Origin of the sequence: Sphingobium sp. B11D3B, from assembly GCF_025961735.1 — a bacterium.
Taxonomy (GTDB): domain Bacteria; phylum Pseudomonadota; class Alphaproteobacteria; order Sphingomonadales; family Sphingomonadaceae; genus Sphingobium.
The window spans coordinates 2,612,614-2,639,342 of sequence record NZ_JAOQOF010000001.1 but is presented as its reverse complement, the minus strand read 5'-3'; the positions used below and the strand labels follow the sequence as shown (position 1 = coordinate 2,639,342).

Below are 26,729 nucleotides of genomic sequence, written 5' to 3'. Positions count from 1 at the left end.
CACGCCCGGCAGTCAGACGAAAGGGCGGGCGCGGCGAAGGCTGCGCCCGCCTTGTTTTTGGGGCTATCCGCCGGCGGAGATTGTGCCCCGAGGCGGGAACCAGATGGCAGGGATCGCAATTCTGCAGGCACCGCAGCTGTTGCGGTCGGAGACACGGTCATCATGAACAGGCTCATCCGCGCCGCCCTTCTCAGCGCTGTCCTTGCGGCAGCTCCCGCCCTTGCACAGAACGAGCCCGAGAAAGAGGACAAGACGGCGCAGAAAGCGGGCGAGATCGTGACGCAGCCCGCGCGGGACGTGGGCATCGAGAAAACGAAAATCCCCGAGGTGCTGGCCCGCGCTGTCGAGCAGCCCTATGCGCCGGCGGGCAAGGGTTGCCGCGCGGTGATCGACCAGATCGCCGAGCTGAATGCGGTGCTGGGCCCGGACTTTGATGCCAACAGCAAGGCCAATGAGAACAAGTTCGGCAACCTCGCGGCCGCCGGTGGCGCAGCGATCGTCAATTCGATCATTCCGTTCCGGGGCCTCGTTCGTGAAGTGAGCGGCGCGGCAGGGGCCGAGCGTCGCCTGCAGGCTGCCATCAACGGTGGCGTCGCGCGCCGGGGCTATCTGCGCGGGCTGGCGGTCAGCCGAGGCTGCAAGTTGCCGGCTCCGCCTGTGGCTGGGCCCGAGGAGGAGAAGCGGAAAGCGGACTGATCGCCCGCGTTTCCGCCGCTCCTTTGTTCTTATCCGCGCAGAGTCGCGCCCTGTTTGGTGGCTGCGGCCACCACGCGATCAGCGATGGCCTTCAACTCTTCGTCCGTGAAGCTTTTTTCGCCGGGCTGCAGTGTGACTTCCACGGCGAGGCTCTTCTGCCCTTCCGGGACGCCCTGCCCGGCGAAGAGATCGAACAGGCGCGCATCGACGATGGCGTTCTTGTCCGCCCCCCGCACGGCGCGCACCAGCGCGTCGGCTTCCAGATTCACCGGCACGAGGAACGCGAAGTCGCGGGTAACGGCCTGCAAGGCCGGCGGCGCATAGGCCGTGCGCATGAATGTGGTCTTCTTGGGCACGGGAATCGCATCGAGCTGGATTTCCGCCGCAACGACCGTGCCATCGAGATCGAAGGCGCGAGCGAGGCGGGGGTGCAGCACGCCATAAGCGGCAAGCACATTTTTGGGGCCAAGGCGCAGCGTGCCGGATTGGCCGGGATGATAGGCATCGCCAGCCTCGCCCATCATCTGCAGGCGTCCGGCAGGCGCACCGGCGGCCGTCAGCAGCGCAATGACCTCCGCCTTGATGTCGAAGGCATCGAACGGGCGGGCCTTGCCGCCCTGCCAGCCGCGCGGGCTTTTCTCGCCGGCCATCAGGATGCCGAGGGTCAGCTTCTCGTCGCTGCTGCCATCATCGGCGCGGAAATAGCGCCGGCCGATCTCGAACAGGCGGATCGAGGATGCCCCCCGATCGGCATTGCGTCGCGCGGCGGAGAGCAATCCGGCGAGCAGCGTCGGCCGCATCACCTTCATATCTTCGCTGATCGGGTTGGCTAGCGTCCAGTCGCCGCCACCAAAGGGCGCGGCTTCACTTTCAGAAATGAAGGACCAGTTGATCGCCTCGTTCAGGCCGCGCGCGGCGGCCGCGCGGCGAGCGCGCCGCTCGATGAGTTGCAGCGGTGTGGCAGTGGGCCGGGCAACGCCGGGCGTGCGGGGCAGGGGGACGGACGGGACGTTCTCCAACCCTTCGATCCGCACGACTTCCTCGACGATGTCGGCGGTGCCGTGGATATCGCGGCGCCATGTCGGGATGGTGATCCGCCAGCTTGCACCAGCCTCCACGGTGAAGCCGAGCGCGGCGAGGATCGCCTGCTGGCGCTCGGCGCTCACCGTCATGCCGGCCAGCGCATCGACCATGTCGGGCCGATAGCCCTCGATGACGCGCGGCTCTGCCGGCGGAGTGCCGGCGCGCGTCGCCTCGGTGGGCGTGCCGCCGCACAAAGCGAGCACCAGCCGCGTCGCGATGTCCAGCCCCTCATCCAGGAACGCTGGGTCCACACCGCGCTCGAAGCGTTGGCGGGCATCGGAGGTGAGGCTGAGCGCCTGACCGGTCCGCGCGATACTCTCGGGCGTGAAATAGGCGCATTCGATCAGCACATCGGTGGTGCTCTCCTGCGCGCCGCTATGCTCGCCGCCCATGATGCCGCCGATATCGTGAACAGCGGAGGCATCCGCGATCACCGTCATGCCCTCGGCCAGCGTATAGGTCTTGCCGTTGAGCGCGAGCACCTGCTCACCAGCCTTCGCCTTGCGGGCGACGAGGCCGCCATCGAGGCGGGCCATGTCATAGACATGCAGCGGGCGGCCCAGGCCGATCATGACGAAGTTGGTGATGTCCACCAGCGCGCTGATGGGTTTCTGGCCGATGGCCTTGAGGCGCCGCTGCAGCCATTCCGGCGAGGCGCCGTTGCGCACGCCGCGCACGGCGCGGGCATAGAAAGCCGGGCAGCCATCGGCATCGTCCGTGCGCACGTCCGGGCCTGCGCCCTGCGCGTCGATTGCCGGGAGCTGTCCGATGATGTCATCGAGCGGCCGCAGCGTGCCGAGGCCCTTGGCAGCGAGATCGCACGCGATGCCGCGCACGCCCATGCAATCCTGCCGGTTGGGCGTGACCGAGACCTCGATGACCGGATCGTCAAGCTGCGCATAATCGGCAAAGCGCGTGCCGATGGGCGCGTCCGCAGGCAGCTCGATGATGCCCTCATGATCCTCGCCCAGCTCCAGCTCGCGCGTGGAGCACATCATGCCGTTGGATTCGACACCGCGAATGGCCGCGACCCGCAGCACCATGCCATTGGCCGGCACGGTCGCGCCGGGCAGGCCGAACACGCCGACCAGCCCCGCGCGCGCATTGGGTGCGCCGCAGACGACCTGCAGCGGGCCGTCGCCCGCATCGACGCTCAGCACCTGCAGCTTGTCGGCCTGCGGATGCGGCGCGGCCGTGAGCACCTTGGCGACGCGGAAGCCATCGAGTTTTTCGGCGGGGTTTTCGACGCCCTCGACCTCAAGGCCGATATCGTTGAGCGCGCGCAGAATCTCTTCCAGCGAGGCGCTGGTGTCGAGATGGTCCTTGAGCCAGGAGAGGGTGAACTTCATGCGCGGGCTCCGGGGTTGCCGGTAAGATCAAACCCGTGCTCCTGCGAAGGCAGGAGCCCAGGGCGGTGAAGGACGGCGGCTGCGCCCTGGGTTCCTGCTTTCGCAGGAACACGAAATCGCAAGAAATGGCTCATGCGCCCACTCCTCCGCTCAGCGTAGGCACATCCAGCGCCGAGAAGCCGTAATGGCGCAGCCAGCGCAGATCGCCGTCGAAGAAGGCGCGCAGGTCGTTCATGCCATATTTGAGCATGGCGAGGCGATCGACGCCGGTGCCGAAGGCGAAGCCCTGCCACTCTTTCGGGTCCAGCCCGCAATTGCGGATGACATTGGGGTGGACCATGCCGCTGCCGAGCACTTCCATCCAGCCGCCATTCTCGGCATCGCCGCTGCCGCCGATGACGCGCTGGCCCTTCTCGATGGTGTAGCCCACGTCCACTTCCACCGAAGGCTCGGTGAAGGGGAAGTAGCTGGGGCGCAGGCGCAGGACGATGTCCTCACGCTCGAAGAACGCCTTGAGGAAGGTCTCCAGTGTCCATTTGAGGTGGCCGAGGTGGATGCCCTTGTCGATCACCAGACCTTCGATCTGGTGGAACATCGGCGTGTGCGTCGCGTCGCTGTCCGAGCGGTAGACGCGGCCGGGCGCGATGATGCGGATCGGCGGCGGCGTGCTCGTCATGGTGCGGATCTGCACCGGCGAGGTGTGGGTGCGCAGCAACATGGCGGCCGGATTGCCGTCTCCGCCGGTCGCGCGCGCATTGTCGCCGAAGTAGAAGGTGTCGTGCATGGCGCGCGCGGGGTGCGTCTCGGGGATGTTGAGCGCGGTGAAGTTGCGCCAGTCATCCTCGATCTCCGGGCCGGTGGCGACCGCGAAGCCTAGGTCGGCGAAGATCTCGGCTAGCTCGTCCATCACCTGGCTGACGGGGTGAATGCTGCCCGGCGGGGGCAGGTCCACCGGCAGCGTCATGTCCAGCGTCTCGGAGGCGAGGCGGGCGTCGAGCGCCGCGGTTTCGAGCGCGGTCTTGCGGGCGGCGATGGCGCTCGTCACGCTTTCGCGCAGGTCGTGGATCGCGGGGCCTTGCTGCTGGCGCTCTTCCGGGCTCATCCGCCCGAGCGTCTTGAGCAGGGCAGTGATGGCGCCGCTCTTGCCCAGCGCGCTGACGCGCAGCGCTTCCACGGCATCGAGGGTGTCGGCGGCGGCGATGTCGGCGATGAGGCCGTCCTTGAGGGATGTGACGTCGGTCATGGCCGCGTCCGCTAGCCTAATTCACCGCAAACGAAAAGGGCGCCGGCATGCCGACGCCCTTTCCTTTGATGGTTGCGACCCGGTTTCGATCAGGAGAACTGAACGACCGACTGACGACGACGCAGCGTGCTGCCGATCAGCGCGAAACCGCCGAGCATCAGCGCCCAGGTCGTCGGCTCGGGCACCGGCACTGCGCTCATGGCGGTAACCGTCACGCCATCCAGTGCCGGGCCGGTCCAGGGCGAGTCGGTCATCGACGCAAAGCTGAGCGTCGTGAGATTGCCCGAGGCCGTGAAGGTGTAGGTGTAGTTGGTCCAGCCCATATTGGTCTTCGAGAAGCCCGTATTGTCGAAGCTGAACAGCTGGCCGTCATTGCCCGTCGCGGCGACTTCCAACGTCTTGACCGCCGGCCCGCCTTCGGGATTGCCGGCCATCAGGAAGTCGACATTGTAGGTCATGCCTTCAATGGTATCGAACGTCTGTGCGATCGCGCCCTGGGCGCTGCCGTTCAGATCGATGCTGCGGCTGCCGCTACCCGACTGCCAATAACCACCGATCAGCTCCACATTGCCGGATGTGATAGTCCAACCCGTCAGGGCCGTGCTGTCGGTGCCCAGGCGAAGGAAATAGGTGCCTGGATCGTTACCGGTCTCGAAATCGCCGTTGATGAACGTTGCTGCCTGCGCAGCGGACGGGAGGGCGAGCGTCGCCGCGACCCCCAATAGCAGTCCCTTCATTTGGTTCTCCACTTATAGTCCCACGCACTCGCAATGCTGCAGTGCGGAAAAGGTTTCCGAAGCGTTAACCAAAATCCAGAGAGTCCCGAAATGATACAAAAAGGGCGCCGGAAGCATCCGACGCCCTCTTTGGGATGATTGTGCAGATGCTCAGGCTGCGGGCAGGGCCGCGCGCGCCTGGGCAATGATGCCCTTGAACACATCGCCTTCATGCATGGCGATGTCGGCCAGAACCTTCCGGTCCAGTTCGACGCCCGCCAGCTTGAGGCCGTGCATGAACTGGCCATAGGTCAGGCCTTCCATGCGGACAGCTGCGTTGATGCGCTGGATCCACAGGGCGCGGAAGCTCCGCTTCTTCACCTTGCGGTCGCGATATGCGTACTGGCCAGCCTTTTCGACAGCCTGACGCGCGATGCGGATCGTGTTCTTGCGACGGCCATAATAGCCCTTCGCCTGATCCAAAATCCTCTTGTGCTTCGCCTTGGTGGTTACACCGCGTTTGACACGTGCCATGTCGCCTGCTCCTTACTTGAGGCCGTAGGGCGCCCAGAGGCGCACGTGAGCGACATCCGCGTCGGAGAGAACTTCCGTACCGCGATTCTGGCGAATATACTTCGCGTTGTGGCTGATCAGGCGGTGGCGCTTGCCGGCGACACCATGCTTGACCTTGCCGGTGGCGGTGAATTTGAAGCGCTTCTTCACACCGCTCTTGGTCTTGAGCTTGGGCATTTTCGTCTCCTTTGTCTTAGCGCAAGCACCCCGGAGGATGCTCGCAGACGATTACGGACGAACACGGCAGCCCTTACTGGCCGGCCCGTCCTTGCGGTCTTCCATAGGACATGGAAGCGCGGGCGTATAAGCGCGGCCGCGCGCCGACGCAAGCCCCTTAGCTAAGGGCCTGATTTGACGCCGGTCAACGACTCCTCGCCCCCGTCGCATTAATATGGCACCAGTTTCGCACGATCCCGATGCGGTGAACAAGGAGACTGCCATGAAGACGGTGATGGTTCTGATCCATGACGACCCGAGTCAGGAAGCGCGCCTGCAAACCGCGCTCGACATTGTGCGCGCGGTCGAGGGGCATCTGCTGTGTCTCGATGTCGTCCAGATTCCCATGATCGCCGACGGTTTTGGCGCGGGCGGCGGCACCGGCGTGCTGATGATGGATGAGCGCGACCGGGAGGACAAGAATATCGAGGCGCTCGAACCCCGGCTCGCCAATGAAGGCGTGAGCTATGAGTGGGCGCGCGTGCAGAGCCAGTCCGACGAGGGCATTACGGACAATGTCCGGCTGGTCGACATGATCGTCGTCGGCAAGCAGGCCTTCGGCGCGGTGAACGAGACCGGGGACACGGCCTCCCGTCTCGCGGCGCTGACCTCCGCGCCGGTCCTGCTGGTGCCGACGGAGCAGAAGCGCCTGGATCTCTTCGGCAAGGCGCTGGTTGCCTGGGATGGATCACGCGCGGCCGATGCCGCGCTGCGGGCGGCCATTCCGCTCCTGCGCATGGCCAGCGAGGTCGAGGTGGTGACGATCGGCGAAGGGGAAGGCGACCCGGACGAGGCGGCCGCCTATCTTGACCGGCATGGCTGCAAGGTCGTCAGCCGGCGCCTGCCCAAGGCTGGCGCGGTGAGCGACCAACTGATTGAGGCCATGCTGTCCTCCGGCGCGAGCTGGGCGGTGATGGGCTGCTATGGCCGCAGCCGCCTGCGCGAGCAGCTGTTCGGCGGCACGACGCGGACGCTGCTGGCCAAGGCGCCGATCCCGATCCTGCTCTCCCACTGAGGCGCCACCGAGGCGCGCATCCCGCACTGGGGCGCGCCTCAGTTGGCCATGGCGAAGCTGTTGGTGTCGATCAGTTCGCCAGCCTGATTGCCGGCCGCTTCGATCAGCCGCCGTTCGAGCGTAGCGAGGCGGGTCTTGCTCTCCAGCTTTCCGCCCAGAAGATCGGTCAGATAGAAGGTATCGACGGCCCGCTCGCCGAAGGTGGCGACATGGGCGCTGTGGACCATGGTCTTGGACTGGAACAGCGCAAAGGCGAGGCTGAGCAGCAGGGCAGGGCGGTCGCGCGCCATGACTTCCACCACCGTGAAGCGATTGGAGGCCTTGTTGTCGATCAGCACCTGCGGCACGATCTGGAAGGCTTCGGCGCGCCGACGGGCCAGCGGGCGCTCGTCCAGCTTGTGCATCAGCTTGTGGCGGTTGAGCAGCGCGTCCTCGATGTAGGTCTTCACGCGCTGCAACTGCTCGGGCGCATCGAAGCGGCCCCCGAGCGGGTCCTGCACCAGGAAGTTGTCCAGCGCCGTGCCATCCTTGAGGGTGTGGATGCGGGCATCGATGATGTTGCCACCGGCCAGATGGATCGCACCGGCGATGCGGTAGAAGAGCCCAGGATGGTCCGAGGCATAGACGGTCACCAGCGTGGCGCCGCGCTCGGGATAGGAACGGGCATCGATGGAGAGATCGGACTGCCCGGCATCCAGCAGATGCCGCGCGTTGCGCTCCAGGATGTCCTGCGATTCGGCGATCCAGTAGGATTGCGGGAAGCGCTTCACCAGCCTGTCGAAGGCCTTGTCGTCCAGCGCCAGGCTCGCGCGCAAGGCGTCGCGCTTCTCCTCGATGCGCTCCTGACGGCCCCGCTGCTTGTGGCCGGGGCGGATGACCTCCTCGGCGGAGTCGTACAGCTCGGCAAGCAGCTGGCGCTTCCAGCTGTTCCACACGCCCGGTCCGACCGCGCGGATGTCGACGATGGTCAGAATGACCAGCAGCCGCAGTCGCTCGGGGCTTTGCACCACTTCGGCGAAGTCGAGGATGGTCTTGAAGTCCGAAAGGTCGCGCTTGAAGGCGGTGGCGGACATCAGCAAATGATAGCGCACCAGCCAGGCGACGGTCTCCGTCTCGGCATCGCTCAGGCCCAGGCGCGGGCAGAGCTTGGTCGCCACCTCCGCGCCGAGAATACTGTGGTCGCCGCCGCGCCCCTTGGCGATATCGTGCAGCAGCACCGCGACATAGAGCACCCGGCGGGAGATGATCTTCTCGATGATCGTGCTCGCCAGCGGATGATCGACCTTGAACTCGCCCTTTTCGATCCGGGAGAGCAGGCCGATGGCGCGGATGGTGTGCTCATCCACCGTATAATGGTGGTACATGTCGAACTGCATCTGCGCGACCACGCGGCCAAAGTCCGGCACAAAGCGGCCGAACACCCCGGCCTCGTTCATCCAACGCAGCACCTTCTCCGGGTCGCGCGGTGAGGTCAGCACGTTCATGAACAGCGTATTGGCCTGCGGGTCTTCCCGCTCCTTGCGAGTAATCAGCACCGAATCGCGGTTGAGCGCGCGCATCGCATCGGGGTGGATCTCCAGCCCGTGCTTGTCCGCCAGCGAGAAGATCTCGATCATCCGCACCGGCTGCTCGCGGAAGAAATCATCCTCGGGAATGGTGATCCGGCCCCGCTCCAGCACGAAGCCATCCAGCTTGCGCGGGCGGTTGAACATCGCCGGGATGTAGCGCCGGCCGCGGCTGGCCATCTTGTCATCGAGGTGGGCGAGGAACACGCCGGTCAAGTCGCCCACCGTCTTGGCCATCAGGAAGTAGAGGTGCATGAACCGCTCGACGGCGGAGCGGCCGCGCTTGGGCGAGAAGCCCATGCGCTCGGCGACCTCGATCTGCAGATCGAAGGTGAGGCGATCCTCGGCGCGGCGGGAAATCTCGTGCATGTGGCAGCGCACGGCCCAGAGGAAATTCTCCGCCCGCTGGAACTGGGAAAGCTCGGCGCGGGTCAGCAGGCCCACGTCGACCAGCTCCGCCACCGTGCGCACCCGGTTCACATATTTGCCGATCCAGAACAGCGTGTGCAGATCGCGCAGGCCGCCCTTGCCCTCCTTGATGTTGGGCTCGACGACATAGCGGCTGTCGCCCATCTGCTTGTGCCGGGCATCCCGCTCGGCCAGCTTCTCGGTGACGAAGGTCTTGGCGGTGCCCTGCATCACATCCTTGTCGAAGCGGGCGACGCATTCGTCGTAAATGCCTCGGTCGCCCCACACGAAGCGCGATTCCAGCAGGGCGGTGCGGATGGTAAGGTCCGACTTCGCCATGCGCACCGTTTCGTCGATCGAGCGGCTGCTGTGCCCGACCTTGAGGCCCAGATCCCACAGCGCGTAGAGCATGCTCTCGATGACCTGCTCGGTCCATTCGGTCGGCTTGTAAGGCGTGAGGAAGCCGATATCGACGTCACTATAGGGCGCCATTTCGCCGCGCCCATAGCCGCCCACCGCGACCACGGTCAGCCGCTCGGAGGCGGTGCGGTTGCTGATCGGGTAGAGGTGCTTGACCGTCGCATCGAAGAGCAGGCGGATGATCTGGTCCATCAGGAAGGCCTGCGCCGTCACGGCGTCGCGCCCGCGTGTCGGGTTGCGGGCAAGCCGGCGGGAGACTTCCTCCCGGCCGATGGCAAGCGCCTCGCGCAACGCCGCGACGATCACTTGCCTACGCGCGGCGGTATCGCTCAGTTCCGTCAATTGGGCAGTGAGCGCATCGGCAATCTGGCGGCGATCAATGATCGCACGGCGGCCGGGCAGCGAATCGGGCACCTTGTTCATGGGTGCCATATAAGCGCGCTTTGCCGCAGTTGCAGGTGCAACCTCGGCATGGCGCGCAAATCGACGGGCTCAGGCGGTGGGCGCGGTGGCGATCTGCTTGAGCTGATAGATGAGGTCGAGCGCCTCGCGCGGACTGAGTGTATCGGCGTCGATGGCGTCCAGCTGGTCGCGCAGTGGGTCGGTGGCGACCTCCGGCGCGGCGGACAGCGTGGCGGCGAACAGCGGCAGGTCATCGAGCCCCGCCGCGATGCCGCCGGTCTGCGCCTTGCCGGCCTCCAGCTTGCCGAGCACGGCCTTGGCGCGGGCCAGCACCGGGGCGGGCAAGCCTGCAAGCCGCGCCACCGCGATGCCGTAGCTGCGGTCGGCCGGGCCTTCGGACAGCTCGTGCAGCAGCACCAGATCGCCATTCCATTCCCGCGCGCGAACATGGTGGAGCGAGAGGGCGCCGAGGCGCTCGGCCAGGCGCGTCAGCTCGTGATAATGGGTGGCGAACAGGCAGCGGCAGGCATTGCTGTCGTGGATCGCTTCCACGACCGCCCAGGCGATGGCGAGGCCATCATAAGTCGATGTGCCGCGCCCCACTTCATCGAGGATCACGAAGCTGCGCTCGGTCGCCTGCGCGAGTATCGCGGCGGTCTCGATCATCTCGACCATGAAGGTCGAACGCCCGCGCGCCAGATTGTCCGAGGCGCCGACACGGCTGAACAGACGGTCCACCAGCCCAAGGCGGGCGGCGCGTGCGGGCACGAAGCTGCCGGCCTGCGCGAGAATGACGATGAGCGCATTCTGGCGCAGGAAGGTCGATTTACCGCCCATGTTGGGGCCGGTCACCAGCCACAGCCGGTTGTCCGGCGTGAGCGTGCAGTCATTGGCGACGAAGCTGGTGCCGTCCTTCGCCAGCGCGGCCTCCACCACCGGATGGCGCCCGCCCTCGATGGCGATGCAGGGTTCTTCGGCGAAGACCGGCCGGCTCCAGCCACCTTCGACGGCGCGCTCGGCCAGAGCCGCCGCCACGTCGATGCGGGCGAGGGCGTCCGCCGTGCGCGCGATGGCGGTGCGGCTGTCCATCACCAGCGTCACCAGTTCCTCGAAATGCGCCGCTTCGGCCGCCAGCGCGTGGGCGCCGGCCTGCGTGACGCGACTGGCCTGCTCGTGCAGGTCCACCGAGTTGAACCGCACGACTCCCGCCAGCGTCTGGCGATGGGTAAAGCCGCTGTCATTGGCCATAAGCTGGTCGGCGTGACGGGCGGGTACCTCGACATGATAGCCGAGCACGCCATTGTGGCGGATCTTCAGCGCGGAGATACCGGTCTGCTCGCGATAGCGCGCTTCGAGCGCAGCAATGGCGCGGCGTCCGTCGCCGGCCATGCGGCGCAGCTCGTCCAGGGCCGCATCATAGCCATCGGCGATATAGCCGCCATGCGCCGCTTCCGTCGGCGGGGCGGGCACGAGCGCGCGCGCCAGCAGATCGACCAGTTCGCCATGCCCGTCGAGCGCCGGCAGCAGATCGTCGAGCAGGGGCGGTCGGTCGGGCAACGCGCCCAGCCGCTCGCGCAAGGCACGGCCGCCGTCGAGGCCATCGCGCAATTGTCCCAGATCGCGCGGGCTGCCCCGGCCGATGGCGACACGGCCGAGCGCGCGGCTCAGATCCGGCAAGGCGCGCACGCGGGTGCGGACCAGTTCGCGCAGCGGCCCGTCATCATGGAACCAGCGCACCAGATCGAGTCGCGCTTCCACCTTGGTGCGGTCCATCAAAGGCGCGGAGAGGTCTGCCGCAAGCAGGCGCGCGCCGGCGCCCGTCACGGTGCGGTCCACGGTGGCGAGCAGGCTGCCGGCGCGCTGCCCGCTGGCCGTCGTCACAATTTCCAGGCTCTCGCGCGTGGCCGGGTCGATGGCGAGATGATCCTGCGCGCCGGCCCGCACCGGCGCGGCGAGGAAGGGCATACGCCCCTTGCCGACATGCTCCAGGTAGCCGAGCAGGCCCCCCAGCGCGGAGAGCTCCGCGCGCGAGAAGCTGCCGAAGCTCTCCACCGTCTTCACGCCGAAATGGCGGCAGATGTCCGCTTCCGCCCGCGCGCTGTCGAAGCCGCGATTCTCGAAGGGGAGGGCGCCGGTCAGCCGATCGGCGAGTCCCGGCCGCGCGATGACTTCGCTCGCGTTGATCCGCGCCAGTTCCGCCTCGATGCCGCCGGCATCCACAGCCACCACGTCCAGCCGGCCGGTGGAGATGTCGGCGGCGGCGACGGCATATTGGCCGGCGGCTTCCCCCACGGCGGCGAGCAGATTGGCGCGGCGGCTGTCCAGCAGCGCATCCTCGGTCAGCGTGCCGGCGGTGACGAAGCGCACAATGGCGCGGCCGACCAGCGCCTTCGATCCGCGCGCCTTGGCCTGCTCGGGTGTCTCGGTCTGCTCGGCGATGGCAACGCGCAGCCCGGCCTTGATGAGTCGCGCCAGATAGCCCTCGGCACTGTGCACCGGCACCCCGCACATCGGGATCGGCTCGCCCTCATGTTCACCGCGCGTGGTGAGCGCGATGTCGAGCACGGCGGCCGCGGTCCTGGCGTCCTCGAAGAACAGCTCGAAAAAATCGCCCATGCGGTAAAAGAGCAGGTCGCCCCCGGCTTCCGCCTTTAGCGCCAGATATTGCGCCATCATCGGCGTGGGGCCACCGGCTGCGGCGCTGGCTTTGGAGGATTTGGCTGGCGGACTGGTCACGCGGTTGCGTTAGCAGGGGCTTTCGATCTCGAAAAGCCGGCGGTGGTGTTTCATCCGCGTGGTTGTTCGTACCTGGCCTCTTGTGGAGCCGGGCGGAAAGTCGCTAGGGCGTTCCCAATTGCCGAGGAACCCTGCTGATGACCGATAAAGCCGCCATCGAATTCTCCGAGCGCGAGGCGCTGCTCTTTCATTCCTTCGGGCGGCCCGGCAAGATCGAGATCATCGCCTCCAAGCCGATGGCGACGCAGCGCGATCTGGCGCTGGCTTATTCGCCCGGCGTCGCGGTGCCCGTGCAGGCCATCGCCGATGATGCCGCCAAGGCCTATGACTACACCGCCAAGGGCAATCTGGTCGCGGTCATCTCCAACGGCACGGCGATTCTCGGCATGGGCAATCTCGGCGCGCTCGCCTCCAAGCCGGTGATGGAAGGCAAGGCAGTGCTGTTCAAGCGCTTTGCCGATGTGGACGCCATCGACCTGGAACTGAACACCGAAGACCCGCAGGCGTTCATCGATGCGGTGGCGCTGCTTGAGCCGAGCTTCGGCGGCATCAACCTTGAGGACATCAAGGCGCCCGAATGCTTCATGATCGAGGCGGCGCTCAAGGAGCGCATGAACATTCCGGTCATGCATGACGACCAGCATGGCACCGCGATCATCTGCGCCGCCGGCCTCATCAATGCCTGCTTCCTGACCGGGCGCGATATTCGCGAGACCAAGGTGGTCGTGAATGGTGCCGGCGCGGCGGCGATTGCGTGCACCGAACTCATCAAGGCGATGGGCGTGGCGCATGACAATGTGATTATGTGTGATCGCGAAGGCGTGATCTATCAGGGCCGCACCCATGGCATGGACCAGTTCAAGTCCGCCCATGCCGCCCGCACCGAGGCGCGGACCCTGCATGAGGCGCTGAAGGATGCCGATATCTTCCTCGGCCTCTCCGCCAAGGACGCGCTGAAGCCCGAATGGATCAACGAGATGAAGCCGCGGCCGATCCTCTTCGCCATGGCTAATCCCGATCCGGAGATCCTGCCGCCGGTGGCCAAGGCCGCGCGCCCGGATGCGATCATCGCCACGGGTCGGTCTGATTATCCCAATCAGGTCAACAATGTGCTGGGCTTCCCGTTCATCTTCCGGGGCGCGCTGGATGTGCGCGCGACGGCAATCAATGAAGCGATGAAGATCGCGGCGGCGCAGGCCATTGCCGAACTGGCCCGCCAGCAGGTGCCCGAGGAAGTCGCCTTGGCTTATGGCACCAAGCACAGCTTCGGCGCGGATTACATCATTCCCGCCCCCTTCGATCCGCGTCTGATGGAAGTGGTGCCGGCAGCGGTGGCGCAGGCGGCGATGGAGTCGGGCGTCGCCCAGCGGCCCATCGAGGATATGGACGCCTATCGCCAGTCGCTGCGGGCGCGGCTCAATCCCACCACCTCCGTGCTGACCCTCGCTTATGAGGGCGCCAAGGCCAGCCCCAAGCGGGTCGTCTTTGCCGAGGCGGAAGAGGAAGTCGTGCTGCGCGCCGCGATCCAGTTCCGCGATGGCGGCTACGGCACCCCGGTGCTGGTCGGCCGGCAGGATGTCTATGATCGCCTGCGCGATCTTGGCGTGCGCGATCCGGAGAGCTACGAGCTGTATAACAGCGTCAATTCGCCGCTCGTGCCGCGCATGGTCGACATGCTGTACGAGCGCCTGCAGCGCCGTGGCTACCTCCGCCGCGATTGTGAGCGCATGGTCAACCGCGATCGCAACATCTTCGGCGCGCTGCTGCTGCAGATGGGTGAGGCGGACGCGATGATCACCGGCGTCACCCGCACCTATGCGCAGACAATGCGCGAACTGCGCCGCGTGCTCGACCCCGCCGAGGACCGCACGCTGTTCGGCATGCACATCCTCGTCGGGCGTAGCCACACCGTGTTCATGGCGGATACCACTGTCAACGAGCGGCCGAATTCCGCCGAACTGGCGCATATCGCCATCGAATCCGCCGCGCTTGCCCGGCGTATGGGGCATGAGCCGCGCGTGGCTTTTCTCTCCTACTCCACCTTCGGCAATCCGCACGGCAACTGGCTCGATAATATTCGCGGCGCGGTCCAGATCCTCGACGGAATGGAGGTGGACTTCGAATATGAAGGCGAGATGGCGCCCGACGTGGCGCTCAACCGGCGCGTCATGGCGAATTATCCGTTCTGCCGCCTGTCCGGCCCGGCCAATGTGCTGATCATGCCCGGCCTGCAGTCGGCCAATCTCTCGGCCAAGCTGCTGCGGGAATTGGGTGGCGACTCGGTCATCGGGCCGGTGCTGCTCGGCCTCAACCAGCCGGTGCAGGTGGCGACGATGGCCTCGACCGCGTCTGAGCTGGTGACGCTGGCGGTTCTGGCTGCTGGCGGGATCGCACGCTGATAGGGATCGGGATCGGGTGAGCGCCGCCGGCTGAACCGGCCGCGCCGCGCTCCCTTCGCCTTACCGGCAGCGCTGGAACGTCTGGGTGCGGCCCTTGATGGTGCCGTCGCGCAGCAGGATCGTGCCGTCCCGGCAGGATTTGCCATCTTGGACCACGGCGTCGCCGACCACCACGATGCCGTGATAGGAGCCGGCCATCCAGTTCTGCGCATCGCCGCTCTTCAGCGCGAGGCCCACAGCGCGATCGACGGCCGGGATCAGCAGGAAGTTGCCGGACTGGACGATCGCCTCATCCGGGGTCGCGCTCGGGAGCGTCGGCGCCTCATCGGACTTGGGCGCAATCGCCTGGCCCTGCGCGATCGGCACGGTGGCCTGTTTCGCCGGTGCAAAAGCGGGGGCCGTCGCGCGCTTTTCAATCACGGCGGAGAGAAACGGCGCGGGACGGTCGGCGGGGATCAGGGTCGGCTGCTGGCCGGCGGGCGTCGCATCTTCGCTTTCGGTCGCGCGGGGCGCATGATCGATGATCGCTGCCGATACCGTCTCACCGCCCCAGATCGGCCCGCGTGCCGACCATAGCCAGCCGGCCAGGGCGATCACCAGCAATGAGATGCTGACCATGCCTGCCGCGATCAGGAGCTTTTGGGCAAGGCCGGGCCGGGCATCCACACCGCTTCGCGCGTGAAGCTGCTCGCTCGCGCGGTCGAAGCCGATCTCCAGCGACCCGATGGCGAATCGCCAGCGGCTCCGGCTGGCCTTGTAATGGCCGACTGTCTCAGTCCGTCGCGCGTAAGTCCGCTCGAGCGGCTGCAGATCGCCAATATGCTGCATGACCACGCTCCCGCTATAGGACGATTTGAAGCGATGGCGCGGTTAATGCAAGCTAAACCAGTCCGTCGGGCGCGCGAACCGGCGCCGACTGAGGGCAGGCCTGCAGCGCTGATTTACTGAGACGGACCTGCCGCTCCGGCCCCGCCAGCGCCAACCGCGCCGATATTGCCGAAGATTTCATCGAACAGGCTGCGCTTGCGGCCGAGCGTCGGCGTCGTGGCGCCGGTCGGCGAGATATTGGCGACCTGATCGAGCGTCGCGTTGCGATCGATCGTCGCGACATTGCCATTGGCATCGAACTGCACGGTCACCAACGTCTGCGCGGTCGGACGCGGGGAGGCGAACGCCAGCGCGCGGGTGTCGCGCGCCACATAATACCAGCGCTCCGGGCCGAACTGGGAGACGAAGGTCGGACGACCCAGCGCGCCTTCCACGGACGCCTTGTTGTCCACGCCCGGCAGCACCGAACTCACGATCAGATCGTCGATCATGAAGCCCTGATGCGCGCGAATGCGCGTGCAGCCGCCCGCCAGCAGAAGGACGGCCGCTGCGCCCACGACCAGAAACGGCCGCCTCAAGCCACGCTGCATTCTCGTCTCCTGCCAATCATGCGGTCAAAAACCGGACATCCAATCAAAAAAGCGTCGCATCGCCTAACCCGCCCATTGCATTGCCAGCCGCCGCAATCAATATGCAAGTGCTGGCGCGGGCCAATGGTTGATCGGTCCCGTCCGCGCTTTCCTGTGCCGCCGCAAAGCTGAACCGAGCATGAGCCTCTTATCCACTCTGTTTTCCCGCAAGGATGATCGCGCCTATCTGCGCCCGCTTTACGACGCTGTCGTCGCGACGGCGCGGGAGCCGCATTGGTATATGGAAGGCGAGGTGGCGGACACGCTGGATGGCCGATTCGACATGGTGGCGCTGGTCCTCTCGCTGGTGCTGTTGCGACTCGAGGCGCTGGAGGCCACCAACGATTCGGCGCGGCTGACCGAGCTGTTCATCGACGATATGGATGGGCAGATCCGCCAGATCGGCTTTGGCGATGTGGTGGTGGGCAAGCAGATCGGCCGCATGGTCGGCGCGCTCGGTGGCCGGCTTGCCGCCTATCGCGCCAGCTTGCAGGGCGAGGCTTCATTGAGCGAGGCGCTGGTGCGCAACCTCTATCGCGGCGAGGCGCCGGCGGCGGATGCGCTGGCCTATGTCGAAGCACAGGTACGCATGCTGGCCGCGACGATCAACGCATGCAGCCGCGGCGCGCTGCTGGCCGGCCAGTTGCGGGGGTGATGCCGTGAGCGAAGCGACGTCAGGCGCCGCGCCGGAATTTTCCCGCATTCTGCGCCTTAATGAGCTGGGTGACGGGCGGCGGGACCGCACCGTCGAGGCCGATGCCGCAGAGCGGGCCGCGCTCGCGCGCCGCTTTGGCCTGCGCAGCCTCGATTGGCTGGAGGCGCAGGCGCATGTGGCGCCGGATGCCGGTGGCTGTCGGGTGACCGGGCGCGTGCGCGCGTCGCTGGTGCAGGCCTGCGTCGCAACCGACGAGGATGTCCCGGCAGAGCTCGACGTGCCGATGGACGTGCGATTCGTACGCGGTCTCGACGAGAGCGGCGAGAGCGACGCCGAAGAGATCGAACTACGCGAGGAGGATTGCGATATCCTCCCGCTGGAGGACGAGCGAATCGATCTTGGCGAAACGGTCGCGCAGACGCTGTTCCTGAACCTCGATCCCTATCCCCGCGTCGCGGACGCCGACGCCAAGCTGCGCGCGCTGGGCGTGCTGAGCGAGGAAGACGCCGGACCTTTCGCGGCGCTGAAGGGACTTAAGCTCGGCGGTGGTGCCTAGGACGCTTGGATAGATTTCGGCTGAAAGATTGTCCGCTATTAAGCGCCCCAGAATGCGCGACTAACGGCTAAATGGGCGTGGGGGCAGGCTATATGCATCGCTTTCCGTCATTCCCGCGAACGCGGGAATCCAGTCAATCCAGCGGCAGAAAGCCAAGGCCGATTGCCAGATCCTTCCAGTCCGGGTTGGTTTCTTCAATCAAATCGATTTTCCAGGATCGTCGCCATTTCTTCATTTGCTTCTCGCGCAAGATCGCGTTTTCCATTGTAGCGTGTTGCTCGAACCAGACGAGCGCCTTGACGCCATGTTGTGCCGTAAAGCCGCCGAAGGTTCCCTCACGATGCTGCGCCACGCGCTGCATCAGATTGGACGTAACGCCAACATAGAGCGTGCCGTTGCGACGCGACGCCAACAGGTAAACATAGGGATCGATGGTGCGCCTCATTGCAGCGGTGCTGCTAGATTCCCGCGTGCGCGGGAATGACGAGGTAAGGGCACAAGAACGTCCGCAACGACGTCGTGTGCGGAAAGGCAGCTTTTGGGAAAAAAGCGCAATAGCCGCCGTTCCACCAACCTTGAAGTTCGTCGACGCCGCCGAGCTAGGCCCCGTTCGCCGGGATAAACCGCAACACACCTGCGATCCGTGACACGCCAGTGTCGGAGGGATGCGCCACCCCGTCATTCACGATAACCTCGGCAAAGTCGAACGGGCTGATCCCCGCCAGGCAGGCGACATTGACGCCATATTCATGGGGGTTCGAGCGGCGCCGGTGATGGGTGTAGATGCCGCAGGTTCCGCAGAAATGGTGCTGCGCGATCCCGCTGTTGAAGGTGTAGCAGCGCAGCGATTCCTCGCCAGCCGTCACCTGCAGGTCTTCGATCCGGGCGGAGACGGCGATGGCGCCGCGCATCCGGCAATATGAGCAGGTGCATCGGCGTGCCGAGCGCAGGCCGTCCTTCAGGCGCACGTGAAAGCGCACCGTGCCGCAGTGGCAGGCGCCATCGATCTCAGTGACATTCAGGTCCATGCTTCGTTCCTCTTTCGTTCGCGCGGTTGCCATGGCATAACAGGGGGCATGGCGCAGACGCCCGAGCAGGATCGCAAGATCATCCATATCGATATGGACGCCTTTTACGCGTCGGTCGAGCAGCGCGACGATCCGGCGCTGCGCGGCTTGCCGGTGGCTGTCGGCGGCGGCGGGCCGCGCGGCGTGGTGGCAGCGGCGAGCTATGAGGCGCGCGTGTTCGGCGTGCGCTCGGCCATGCCGGGCGGCAAGGCGCGCCGGCTCTGCCCGGAGCTCATCTTCGTGCGGCCGCGCTTCGAGGCCTATCGCGCCGTCTCGCAGCAAATCCGCGCGATCTTCGAGCGTTTTACCGACATCATCCAGCCGCTCTCGCTGGACGAGGCCTATCTCGATGTGACGCGCAACAAGCCGGGCGTCGCCTCCGCCACTTATGTCGCGCAGGAAATCCGGCGGATGATTCGCGAGGAGACGGGGCTAACCGCCTCGGCCGGCGTTTCGTGTAACAAGCTGATCGCCAAGCTCGCATCGGACCAGAACAAGCCCGATGGCTTGTGCGTCGTGCGCCCCGATGAGGCCGAGGCGTTCATGGCGGCGATGCCGGTGTCGCGCATTCATGGCGTCGGCCCCGTGACGGCGCGGCGCATGGCGGCGCTGGGCATTCATAGCGGCGCGGACCTCAAAGAGTGGCCGCTGCCGGCGCTGCAGCGCCATTTCGGCAAGGCGGCGGCATTCTACTTCGGCGCGGCGCGCGGGCTGGACGAGCGCCCGGTGCGCGACCGGGAGTCGCGCAAGTCGATCAGCGTGGAAGATACCTTCGCCAGCGATATCGGCGCGGAAGGCCTGTTGCTGGCGGAGCTTGAGAAGATCGCAGCGCGCCTGTGGGGCCGGGTCACAGCGAGCCGGGCCTTGGGGCGCACCGTCACGCTCAAGATCAAGCTGGGGGATTTCCGCATCCTCACCCGCTCGCGCTCGCTGCCCGCGCCGCCGGGCGACGCCGAGGATCTGTTCGCGATCGGCGCCGATCTCCTCCGCGCGCAATTGCCGCTGCCGGTCGGCGCGCGGCTGCTGGGGCTGGGCCTCTCCAACCTGATCGACGCCGACCGGGAAGAGCCGGACGAGACGCCGCAGCTCAGCCTCGCCTTCGGCTAGAAGCGCAGGCCGAGCGCCAGGCCGCCGAGCAGCCAGCAGAAGAAGGTGATGAGCACGATGCCGACGAGGTTCAGGATGAACCCGCCGCGGACCATCTGCCCCATGGTGACGGCCCCGGTGCCGAACACGATGGCATTGGGCGGGGTGCCGACCGGCAGCATGAAGGCGAGCGTGGCGGCGAAGGCGGCGGGGATGAGCAAGGTCATCTGATCGGCCCCGATGCCGAGCGCCACGGCGCCCAGCACGGGAATGAAGGTGGCGGCGGTGGCCGTGTTGCTGGTCACCTCGCTCAGGAAGACGATCAGCGTCACGACGGCGATGACGAGGAGCAGGATCGGCAGCGTACCAAGCCCGCTCACTTGCGCACCCAGCCAGCCATCGAGCCCGCTGGCGACGACCTCCCCGGCAAGGCTCAGGCCGCCACCGAACAGCACCAGCACGCCCCAGGGCACGCCGCTTTCGGCATCCTTCCAGTTGAGCAGCATCTGCCCTCGGCCCTCGCCGGGCAGCAGGAAAAGTGCCAAGCCGGCGGCGAGTGCAATGGCGTTGTCATCAAGGCGCCCGAACCAGCCAAGATCGGCCTTGCTGCCGAGAATGGCGCCGACCACGCCGGGCACGACCCAGAAGAAGACCGCACAGCAAAAGACGAGGGTCACCAGCAATTCGCTGCGGCTGAACCGGCCGAGGCCGGCCAGCTCCCGGTCAATGAGCGCGCGGCCGCCCGGCACCTCGCCGAAGGTGAACCGATAGAAGACCCGCGTCATCAGCAGCCACGCAATGAGAATGAAGCTGAAGGCAATCGGCACGCCGACCAGCATCCAGTTCAGGAAATCGACCTGCCGGCCCAGTTCCTTCTCGATATAGCCGGCCACGATGGCATTGGGCGGGCTGCCGAGCAGCGTGCCCACGCCGCCCATGCTGGATGACCAGGCAATGGCGAGCATCAGGCACGCGCCGAAATTCGCGAGCTCCCTGGGTGCCACGGCGGATGCGCCATCGCAGGCGAGTGCCCCGGTTTCGTCGCGGCGATCACAGACCAGCGTGAGAACGGAGAACGCAATCGGCAGCATCATGAGCGTCGCCGCCGTGTTGGAGACCCACATGGAGACAAAACCCGTCGTCAGCATCAGGCCCAGCACGATCTGGCGCGGGCTGGTGCCGACCCGGCGGAGCGTGAGCAACGCGACGCGGCGGTGGAGCTGCCATTTCTGCATGGCGATGGCGAGCAGAAAGCCGCCGAGGAACAAGAAGATGATCGGGCTGGCATAGGGCGCCGCAACCTGCGCGACGCTGCGGTCGCTCGCCATGGGGAAGAGCAGGATCGGCAGCAGTGCGGTAACGGCGATCGGTGCGGCCTCGGTGATCCACCAGAGCGCCATCAACGTCGCGACGGCGGCGACCCAGCGGCCCTCCGGCGACAGACCCTGCGCATCGCCCAGCGTGAGCCAGACCAGCGCTGCGCCGGCCAGGCCGAGCGCGCGCAAGGTCCAGATCTTGCGGGGCGAGCGCGCGGTCGTGGCATGGTCGCCATCGCCCTGCTGCCCGGTCGGTTCACTCTCTTGCGATGATGGTGCCACCTTGCCCCCGCTCCCTGTCCCGCGCGAATGTGCGGCAGGAGCGGCGGCGTGGCAAGCCGCTCCCGGCTGGAATGCCGACTGGGGTGGCGGCTGGCATCCGGCCTGTCAGCCGGGGTAGGGGCTATCCTTCAGCAGGCCCGCGAGGTGCGCGGCATTAGATGCCACCATGCCGGCGGTCTTGCTCACCGGTTTGGGTGTCGACTTGAGGTCCTTGAAATCCGTGCTCCCCATCGCCTCTCCCACCCAATAGCAGGCGGCGACGGCGGGGATCGTCCAGCCGACATCGTTCAGCGCCTGGAAGAGTTGCGCGCTGGAGAAATGGGCACCATCCTCATTGCCGACAATGGCGGCGACGGCGACTTTGCCATAGCTCGGCATCCGGCCCGCATCGTCGGTTTCGCTCAGAAAAGCGTCCATCCGCTCCAGCACGCGCTTGGCGATGCTGGAAAGCTGGCCCATCCAGATCGGCCCGCCGAAGATGAGGATGTCGTGCGCCAGGATCTTCTCGCGCAAGGCCGGCCAATCATCGCCCTTGCCTTCATCGGACGTGACGCCGGGGAGGATGTTGAGCGCAGCAACGTGCACGGTTTCGCTCAGTGTCACATCATGTTCGGCGAAGGCGTCGGCCAGAACCGCGATCATCGCGTCCGTTGATGAGGGTTCGCTGCTATCGGCTTTCAGGGTGCAGTTGAGGGCGAGGGCCTTCAGGGTCATGCTGGTGCTCCGTGTCCGTCCCCCCCTCACACACAACACCCCAGCCCGCAGAGAGTTCACCGCCCTGTCCTGCGCCATTGCACGCGGGCGGCCGCAGGGCTATCGCGCGCCGCAAGCCCGTTTTCCCAAGGGCATTGAGGATGTTGGCCGTTCCCTTTCGCCTGCCTGTTGCCGCCCTGCTGCTGGCCTTCATGGCGCTGCCTGCGCAGGCGCAGCCGGGCGCTGCTGCGGCCGAGGACGCCGCCGTCGTCATCACGACGGACGCAGCCGCGGGTCGGGCCGTGGATTCCGCTGCCAAGCCGGGTGCGCTGCGGATCGGCCCGGCGCCCCGCCTGCCAGCGCTTAGCTACCCGCAAGCCCGCCGCCTCGACCTGACCGAGACGCATTTTGGCGTGCCCGTCGCCGATCCCTATCGCTGGCTGGAGGGCAACCCGCGCCACGATGCCGATGTGCAGGCGTGGATTGCGGCGGAGAATGAGACGACCTTCCGCTACCTCAAATCCTTGCCGGGCCGGGAGGCGTTGCGTGCCCGCATGGCGACGCTGCATGGCTATGAGCGCTTCGGAAATCCGCGCAAGGCCGGCGAGCGCTATTTCTACACGCGCAGCAAGGGCGAGAATTTCTCGCCCATCTATGTGCGCGAGGCCGTGAATGGGGCGGAGCGTCTGCTGATCGATCCCAACAGGCTCTCCACCGATGGCGCGGTTGCGCTCGCCGAGTGGCTGCCTTCGCGGGACGGGCGAGCGCTGCTGCTGGCGCTTCAGGAGCGGGGCAGCGACTGGCGGATTGTGCGGGTGCTGGATGTCGAGAGCGGCGCGCTGATGCCTGACCAGGTGGCCTGGGTGCGCTATTCGGCGCTGGCCTGGAACCACGAGGGCAGGGGCTTTTATTATGCGCGCTTTGCCGCGCCGACTGAGGGCGGGCGTGATCCCTCGTTCGAGAACCAGCAGGTCTGGTTTCACGCGCTGGGCACCGAGCAGGCGCAGGACCGGCTGGTCTATGCCACGCCGGATCGGCCCCGGCTGCTTCACCGCGCCGAGGTAACGGCGGACGGTCGCTGGCTGCTGATCAGCTCGAAAATGGGCACCGAGCAAACCGCCGAACTGGTGCTGATCCCCCTGACCGTGCCGGACGCCCGGCCCGTGACGCTGGTGCGGGGGCTGCGCAATGCGTGGCAGATGATCGGCCAGCTTGGCGATCGGCTCTATTTCCGCACGGATGCAAAGGCGCCCAACGGACGGATCGTGACCATCGATGCCGGCCATCCGCGCCGCCGCCCGGCCGAGGTCGTCGCGGAGCGGCCGCAGACGCTGGCCGGGGGATCGATGATCGGCAGCCGGCTTGTGCTCGCCTACATCGTGGATGGGCGGATCGTCGCGGAAATCACGGATCTCGCCGGCAAGCGTCAGGGCGATGTGCCGCTGCCCGGGCTGGGCGCAGCCGCAGGCTTCAGCGGCCGGCCCGGCGATCCGGAAACCTTCTACGCCTTCTCCAGCTTTACCCAGCCGCCGACGATCTACCGCTTCAATGTCGAAACCGGCGAAACCAGCATCTTCGCCCGCTCCGCGCTCGGCTTCGATCCGGCGGATTATGTGACGGAGCAGGTCTTCTACCCCGCGCGCGATGGCATAGCGGTGCCGATGTTCATCGTGCGGCGGCGCGATCTCGCCCGTGCGGGCATGCCGGCACCGACCCTGCTCTATGGCTATGGTGGCTTCAACGTCGCGCAGACGCCCAGCTTCTCGCCCACCCGCTTTGCCTGGGTCGAGCAGGGCGGCGTGCTCGCCATTGCCGGCGTGCGGGGCGGCGGGGAGTTCGGCAAGGCCTGGTACGATGCCGGGCGGGGCGCCAACAAGCAGACGACCTTCGATGATTTCATCGCAGCGGCCGAATATCTCAAAGCCCAGGGCTATACCGGCGCCAACCAGCTGGCCATCGAGGGGCGCTCCAATGGCGGTCTGCTGGTGGGGGCCGTGGTCAATCAGCGGCCCGACCTGTTCGCCGCCGCCCTGCCCGGTGTCGGCGTGATGGACATGCTGCGGTTCGACCAGTTCACGGCTGGCGCCTTTTGGGTGGACGATTATGGCCGGCCCGACCGGGAGGCGGATTTCCGCACGCTGCTTGCTTACTCGCCCTATCACAATATCCGCAGTGAGGCGGACTATCCCGCCATTCTCGTGACCACGGCGGATAGCGACGACCGCGTGGTGCCCGGCCACAGCTTCAAATATGCCGCAGCCCTGCAGGCGGCGGCGCTCGGCGAAAGGCCAAGGCTGATTCGCGTGGACACCGGCACAGGCCATGGCATCAATCGCCCGACCGACAAAATCGTCGACGAATATGCGGATATGTACAGCTTTGCGGCCTATTGGACCGGACTGACGCTACGGCCGCGGTCAGACCGCTCCACCGCGCCCACAGAGAGCGCCAGTGCGGGCCCGGTCGCTATTCAGCCCGCGCTCATCGACCCGGTGCGATAACGCTCTCGCCGGCGATGCTGTTGCCGGTGTTGCCAGGAAGCGATCCGCCGATGAACGTTCACTCCAAACTTGCCTTGGCCGCTGCGGCCGGGGCGATGGTCATGGGCTCTGCGACGCCCGCCTCTGCGCGCGGCTATGATGGCCGCTGGGATCGGTATCCGCGCCATCATCGCGGTCATGACAATAGCGGCGCCGTCATCGGCGCGATCATCGGCGTCGGGCTGATCGCAGCGATCGCGACGGCGGCTGCCAGGCAGCGCGATGCGGACCGCTATCCCACGCGCCGGCCGGGCGATCGCGGCTATGACCCGCGCTATGATGATCGCGCCGGCGACTATCGCAATGACCGCTATGACGACGGCTATGATGGGCGCCCCGCGGGTCAGGCGCTGGACGATGAAGACGCGGCGGTCGACGCCTGCGCCATCGCGGCGCGCGATCAGGCCTCGCGCGATGGCAATTATGCCGAGGTGCGGGACATCACCGGCGCGCGGCCGTTCGGTTCCGGCTGGGATGTGACCGGCACGCTGAGCATGCGGTCGAACTTCAGGGCCGGCGAAGGCCGCCTGCGCAGTTTCCGCTGCATCTGGGACGATGGCCGGGTGGACGGCGTCACCTTCGGCTGACGAGGCTTGCGGACAGGCTGGACAGGCCAGCCTGCCCGTCTTATCCGCTGCCCATGTCAGCACATTCCTCAGCTCACCCCGATTCCATCCTCATCGTCGACTTCGGCAGCCAGGTGACGCAGCTCATTGCGCGCCGCGTGCGCGAAGCCGGGGTCTATTCCGAGATCGCCCCCTTCACGCAGGCGCTGGCCGCCTTCCAGCGGATGAAGCCGCGCGGCATCATTCTCTCCGGTTCGCCCGCCAGTGTGTGCGACGAGGGGAGCCCGCGCGCGCCACAGGAGCTGTTCGAGAGCGGCCTGCCGATCCTCGGCATCTGCTATGGCCAGCAGGTGATGAGCCATCAGCTCGGTGGTGAAGTGCGGCCCGGCCATGAGACGGGCGAGGGCGGCGAGTTCGGCCGCGCCTTCCTTACCGTCACCGAGCCCTGCGTCCTGTTCGACGGGCTGTGGGAGACAGGCGAGCGCCATCAGGTTTGGATGAGCCATGGCGACAAGGTGACCAAGTTTGCGCCGGGCTTCCGCATCGTGGCGACATCGGACGGCGCGCCCTTCGCGCTCATCGCCAATGACGAGAAGCGCTATTATGGCACGCAGTTCCACCCCGAGGTGGTGCATACGCCCGACGGCGGCAAGCTGATCGCCAATTTCGTGCGCCATGTCTGCGGCTGTGCCGGCGACTGGACCATGGCGGAGTTCCGTGCGACCAAGATCAAGGAAATCCGCGAGCAGGTCGGCTCCGGCCGGGTGATCTGCGGCCTCTCCGGCGGTGTGGACTCGGCGGTCGCCGCCGTGCTGATCCACGAGGCGATCGGCGAGCAGCTCACCTGCGTGTTCGTCGATCATGGCCTGATGCGCCATGCCGAGGCCGAGCAGGTCGTCAGCCTGTTCCGGGGGCATTACAACATCCCGCTGGTCCATGTGGATGCGAGCGAGACCTTCCTCGGCGGCCTCGCCGGCGTCACCGATCCGGAAGCCAAGCGCAAGTTCATCGGCAAGGCCTTCATTGACCTGTTCGAGGAGGAAGCCCGCAAGATCGGCGGCGCGGATTTCCTCGCGCAGGGCACGCTCTACCCGGACGTGATCGAGAGCGTCTCGTTCACCGGCGGGCCGAGCGTGACGATCAAGAGCCACCACAATGTCGGCGGGCTGCCTGAGCGCATGAACATGAAGCTGGTCGAGCCGCTGCGCGAACTCTTCAAGGACGAGGTGCGCGATCTGGGCCGCGAGCTGGGGCTGCCGGACATCTTCGTCGGTCGCCATCCCTTCCCCGGCCCGGGTCTCGCAATCCGCATCCCCGGCGAGGTGACCAAGGAGCGCTGCGACGTGCTGCGCAAGGCGGACGCCATCTACCTCGAGGAAATCCGCAACGCCGGGCTTTATGACGCGATCTGGCAGGCCTTCGCGGTGCTGTTGCCGGTGCGCAGCGTCGGCGTGATGGGCGACGGGCGGACCTACGACAATGTCCTCGCCCTGCGCGCGGTGACCTCCACCGACGGCATGACGGCCGACATCTACCCCTTCGACGCGGCCTTCCTCAGCCGCGTGGCGACGCGGATCATCAACGAGGTGCAGGGCATCAACCGGGTGGTGTACGACTATACCAGCAAGCCGCCGGGCACGATCGAGTGGGAATGAAATCGGCATAAGCTACGCACGGGTATCTTGCTAAA

At 66.5% G+C, this 26,729-nt stretch carries 22 protein-coding genes; 9 read left to right on the top strand and 13 right to left on the bottom strand.

The window, feature by feature from the left end:
- Positions 1 to 162 precede the first annotated feature (162 nt).
- The gene (locus tag M2333_RS12150; RefSeq protein ID WP_264611940.1) at positions 163 to 696 is read left to right on the top strand and encodes a hypothetical protein; all 534 of its coding nucleotides are present in this window, start codon (positions 163 to 165) and stop codon (positions 694 to 696) included.
- A 29-nt stretch (positions 697 to 725) separates the two neighbouring features.
- Here the strand turns inward: M2333_RS12150 and pheT are convergent, their stop codons facing one another.
- The 5 genes from pheT to rpmI all read right to left on the bottom strand — a co-directional run bounded on the left by pheT (position 726) and on the right by rpmI (position 5,837).
- The gene (pheT, locus tag M2333_RS12145; RefSeq protein ID WP_264611939.1) at positions 726 to 3,128 is read right to left on the bottom strand and encodes a phenylalanine--tRNA ligase subunit beta; all 2,403 of its coding nucleotides are present in this window, start codon (positions 3,126 to 3,128) and stop codon (positions 726 to 728) included.
- 130 nt (positions 3,129 to 3,258) lie between these two features.
- Positions 3,259 to 4,371: a phenylalanine--tRNA ligase subunit alpha gene (pheS, locus tag M2333_RS12140; RefSeq protein WP_264611938.1), complete on the bottom strand. Its 1,113-nt coding sequence runs from the start codon at positions 4,369 to 4,371 to the stop codon at positions 3,259 to 3,261.
- A gap of 89 nt (positions 4,372 to 4,460) precedes the next feature.
- Positions 4,461 to 5,108: a choice-of-anchor C family PEP-CTERM protein gene (locus M2333_RS12135; protein ID WP_264571384.1), complete on the bottom strand. Its 648-nt coding sequence runs from the start codon at positions 5,106 to 5,108 to the stop codon at positions 4,461 to 4,463.
- 150 nt (positions 5,109 to 5,258) lie between these two features.
- Positions 5,259 to 5,621: a 50S ribosomal protein L20 gene (gene rplT, locus M2333_RS12130; protein WP_181560727.1), complete on the bottom strand. Its 363-nt coding sequence runs from the start codon at positions 5,619 to 5,621 to the stop codon at positions 5,259 to 5,261.
- A 12-nt stretch (positions 5,622 to 5,633) separates the two neighbouring features.
- Positions 5,634 to 5,837: a 50S ribosomal protein L35 gene (gene rpmI, locus M2333_RS12125; protein WP_014078133.1), complete on the bottom strand. Its 204-nt coding sequence runs from the start codon at positions 5,835 to 5,837 to the stop codon at positions 5,634 to 5,636.
- Positions 5,838 to 6,051: 214 nt separating this feature from the next.
- Between rpmI and M2333_RS12120 the strand changes: the two genes are divergently transcribed.
- Positions 6,052 to 6,891: a universal stress protein gene (locus M2333_RS12120; protein ID WP_264611937.1), complete on the top strand. Its 840-nt coding sequence runs from the start codon at positions 6,052 to 6,054 to the stop codon at positions 6,889 to 6,891.
- 38 nt (positions 6,892 to 6,929) lie between these two features.
- On the opposite strand, the gene M2333_RS12115 is transcribed toward M2333_RS12120, so the two are convergent.
- Together M2333_RS12115 and mutS are read right to left on the bottom strand one after the other, a co-directional pair.
- Positions 6,930 to 9,707, bottom strand: coding sequence for a [protein-PII] uridylyltransferase (locus M2333_RS12115; protein WP_264611936.1), 2,778 nt, complete (start codon positions 9,705 to 9,707; stop codon positions 6,930 to 6,932).
- Between the two features lie 69 nt (positions 9,708 to 9,776).
- Positions 9,777 to 12,362: a DNA mismatch repair protein MutS gene (mutS, locus tag M2333_RS12110; protein WP_264612619.1), complete on the bottom strand. Its 2,586-nt coding sequence runs from the start codon at positions 12,360 to 12,362 to the stop codon at positions 9,777 to 9,779.
- A gap of 197 nt (positions 12,363 to 12,559) precedes the next feature.
- On the opposite strand from mutS, the gene M2333_RS12105 reads away from it, so the two are divergent.
- Positions 12,560 to 14,821 (top strand): NADP-dependent malic enzyme, encoded by a 2,262-nt coding sequence (locus M2333_RS12105; protein WP_181560724.1) that lies wholly within the window; start codon positions 12,560 to 12,562, stop codon positions 14,819 to 14,821.
- Positions 14,822 to 14,881: 60 nt separating this feature from the next.
- On the opposite strand, the gene M2333_RS12100 is transcribed toward M2333_RS12105, so the two are convergent.
- Positions 14,882 to 15,649, bottom strand: coding sequence for a hypothetical protein (locus M2333_RS12100; protein ID WP_264611935.1), 768 nt, complete (start codon positions 15,647 to 15,649; stop codon positions 14,882 to 14,884).
- A 113-nt stretch (positions 15,650 to 15,762) separates the two neighbouring features.
- A complete protein-coding gene (locus tag M2333_RS12095) occupies positions 15,763 to 16,239 on the bottom strand; it encodes an outer membrane protein assembly factor BamE (protein WP_264571380.1) in 477 nt (158 codons plus the stop codon).
- Positions 16,240 to 16,417: 178 nt separating this feature from the next.
- Here M2333_RS12095 and M2333_RS12090 point away from each other — a divergent pair, with 178 nt between their 5' ends.
- Both M2333_RS12090 and M2333_RS12085 read left to right on the top strand, forming a co-directional pair.
- Positions 16,418 to 16,933: a ubiquinol-cytochrome C chaperone family protein gene (locus M2333_RS12090; protein WP_264611934.1), complete on the top strand. Its 516-nt coding sequence runs from the start codon at positions 16,418 to 16,420 to the stop codon at positions 16,931 to 16,933.
- A gap of 4 nt (positions 16,934 to 16,937) precedes the next feature.
- The gene (locus M2333_RS12085; RefSeq protein ID WP_264611933.1) at positions 16,938 to 17,489 is read left to right on the top strand and encodes a YceD family protein; all 552 of its coding nucleotides are present in this window, start codon (positions 16,938 to 16,940) and stop codon (positions 17,487 to 17,489) included.
- A gap of 133 nt (positions 17,490 to 17,622) precedes the next feature.
- Here the strand turns inward: M2333_RS12085 and M2333_RS12080 are convergent, their stop codons facing one another.
- The gene (locus M2333_RS12080; protein WP_264611932.1) at positions 17,623 to 17,934 is read right to left on the bottom strand and encodes a GIY-YIG nuclease family protein; all 312 of its coding nucleotides are present in this window, start codon (positions 17,932 to 17,934) and stop codon (positions 17,623 to 17,625) included.
- A 154-nt stretch (positions 17,935 to 18,088) separates the two neighbouring features.
- Positions 18,089 to 18,517 (bottom strand): GFA family protein, encoded by a 429-nt coding sequence (locus M2333_RS12075; protein WP_264611931.1) that lies wholly within the window; start codon positions 18,515 to 18,517, stop codon positions 18,089 to 18,091.
- A 48-nt stretch (positions 18,518 to 18,565) separates the two neighbouring features.
- On the opposite strand from M2333_RS12075, the gene dinB reads away from it, so the two are divergent.
- Positions 18,566 to 19,663 carry a DNA polymerase IV gene (gene dinB / locus M2333_RS12070; protein ID WP_264611930.1) on the top strand — a complete coding sequence of 366 codons (1,098 nt, stop codon included), beginning with the start codon at positions 18,566 to 18,568 and terminating at the stop codon, positions 19,661 to 19,663.
- Here the strand turns inward: dinB and M2333_RS12065 are convergent.
- Positions 19,660 to 21,240: an SLC13 family permease gene (locus M2333_RS12065; RefSeq protein WP_264611929.1), complete on the bottom strand. Its 1,581-nt coding sequence runs from the start codon at positions 21,238 to 21,240 to the stop codon at positions 19,660 to 19,662. The two genes, dinB and M2333_RS12065, sit on opposite strands and share 4 nt — an antisense overlap.
- Before the next feature lie 105 nt (positions 21,241 to 21,345).
- Positions 21,346 to 21,954: a flavodoxin family protein gene (locus M2333_RS12060; protein ID WP_264611928.1), complete on the bottom strand. Its 609-nt coding sequence runs from the start codon at positions 21,952 to 21,954 to the stop codon at positions 21,346 to 21,348.
- A gap of 140 nt (positions 21,955 to 22,094) precedes the next feature.
- Here M2333_RS12060 and M2333_RS12055 point away from each other — a divergent pair, with 140 nt between their 5' ends.
- The 3 genes from M2333_RS12055 to guaA are packed head-to-tail and all read left to right on the top strand — an operon-like array spanning position 22,095 to position 26,694.
- A complete protein-coding gene (locus M2333_RS12055; protein ID WP_264611927.1) occupies positions 22,095 to 24,434 on the top strand; it encodes a prolyl oligopeptidase family serine peptidase in 2,340 nt (779 codons plus the stop codon).
- Between the two features lie 50 nt (positions 24,435 to 24,484).
- Positions 24,485 to 25,060: a hypothetical protein gene (locus tag M2333_RS12050; protein ID WP_264578018.1), complete on the top strand. Its 576-nt coding sequence runs from the start codon at positions 24,485 to 24,487 to the stop codon at positions 25,058 to 25,060.
- 53 nt (positions 25,061 to 25,113) lie between these two features.
- The gene (guaA, locus tag M2333_RS12045; protein ID WP_264571370.1) at positions 25,114 to 26,694 is read left to right on the top strand and encodes a glutamine-hydrolyzing GMP synthase; all 1,581 of its coding nucleotides are present in this window, start codon (positions 25,114 to 25,116) and stop codon (positions 26,692 to 26,694) included.
- The last annotated feature ends 35 nt before the right edge of the window (positions 26,695 to 26,729 follow it).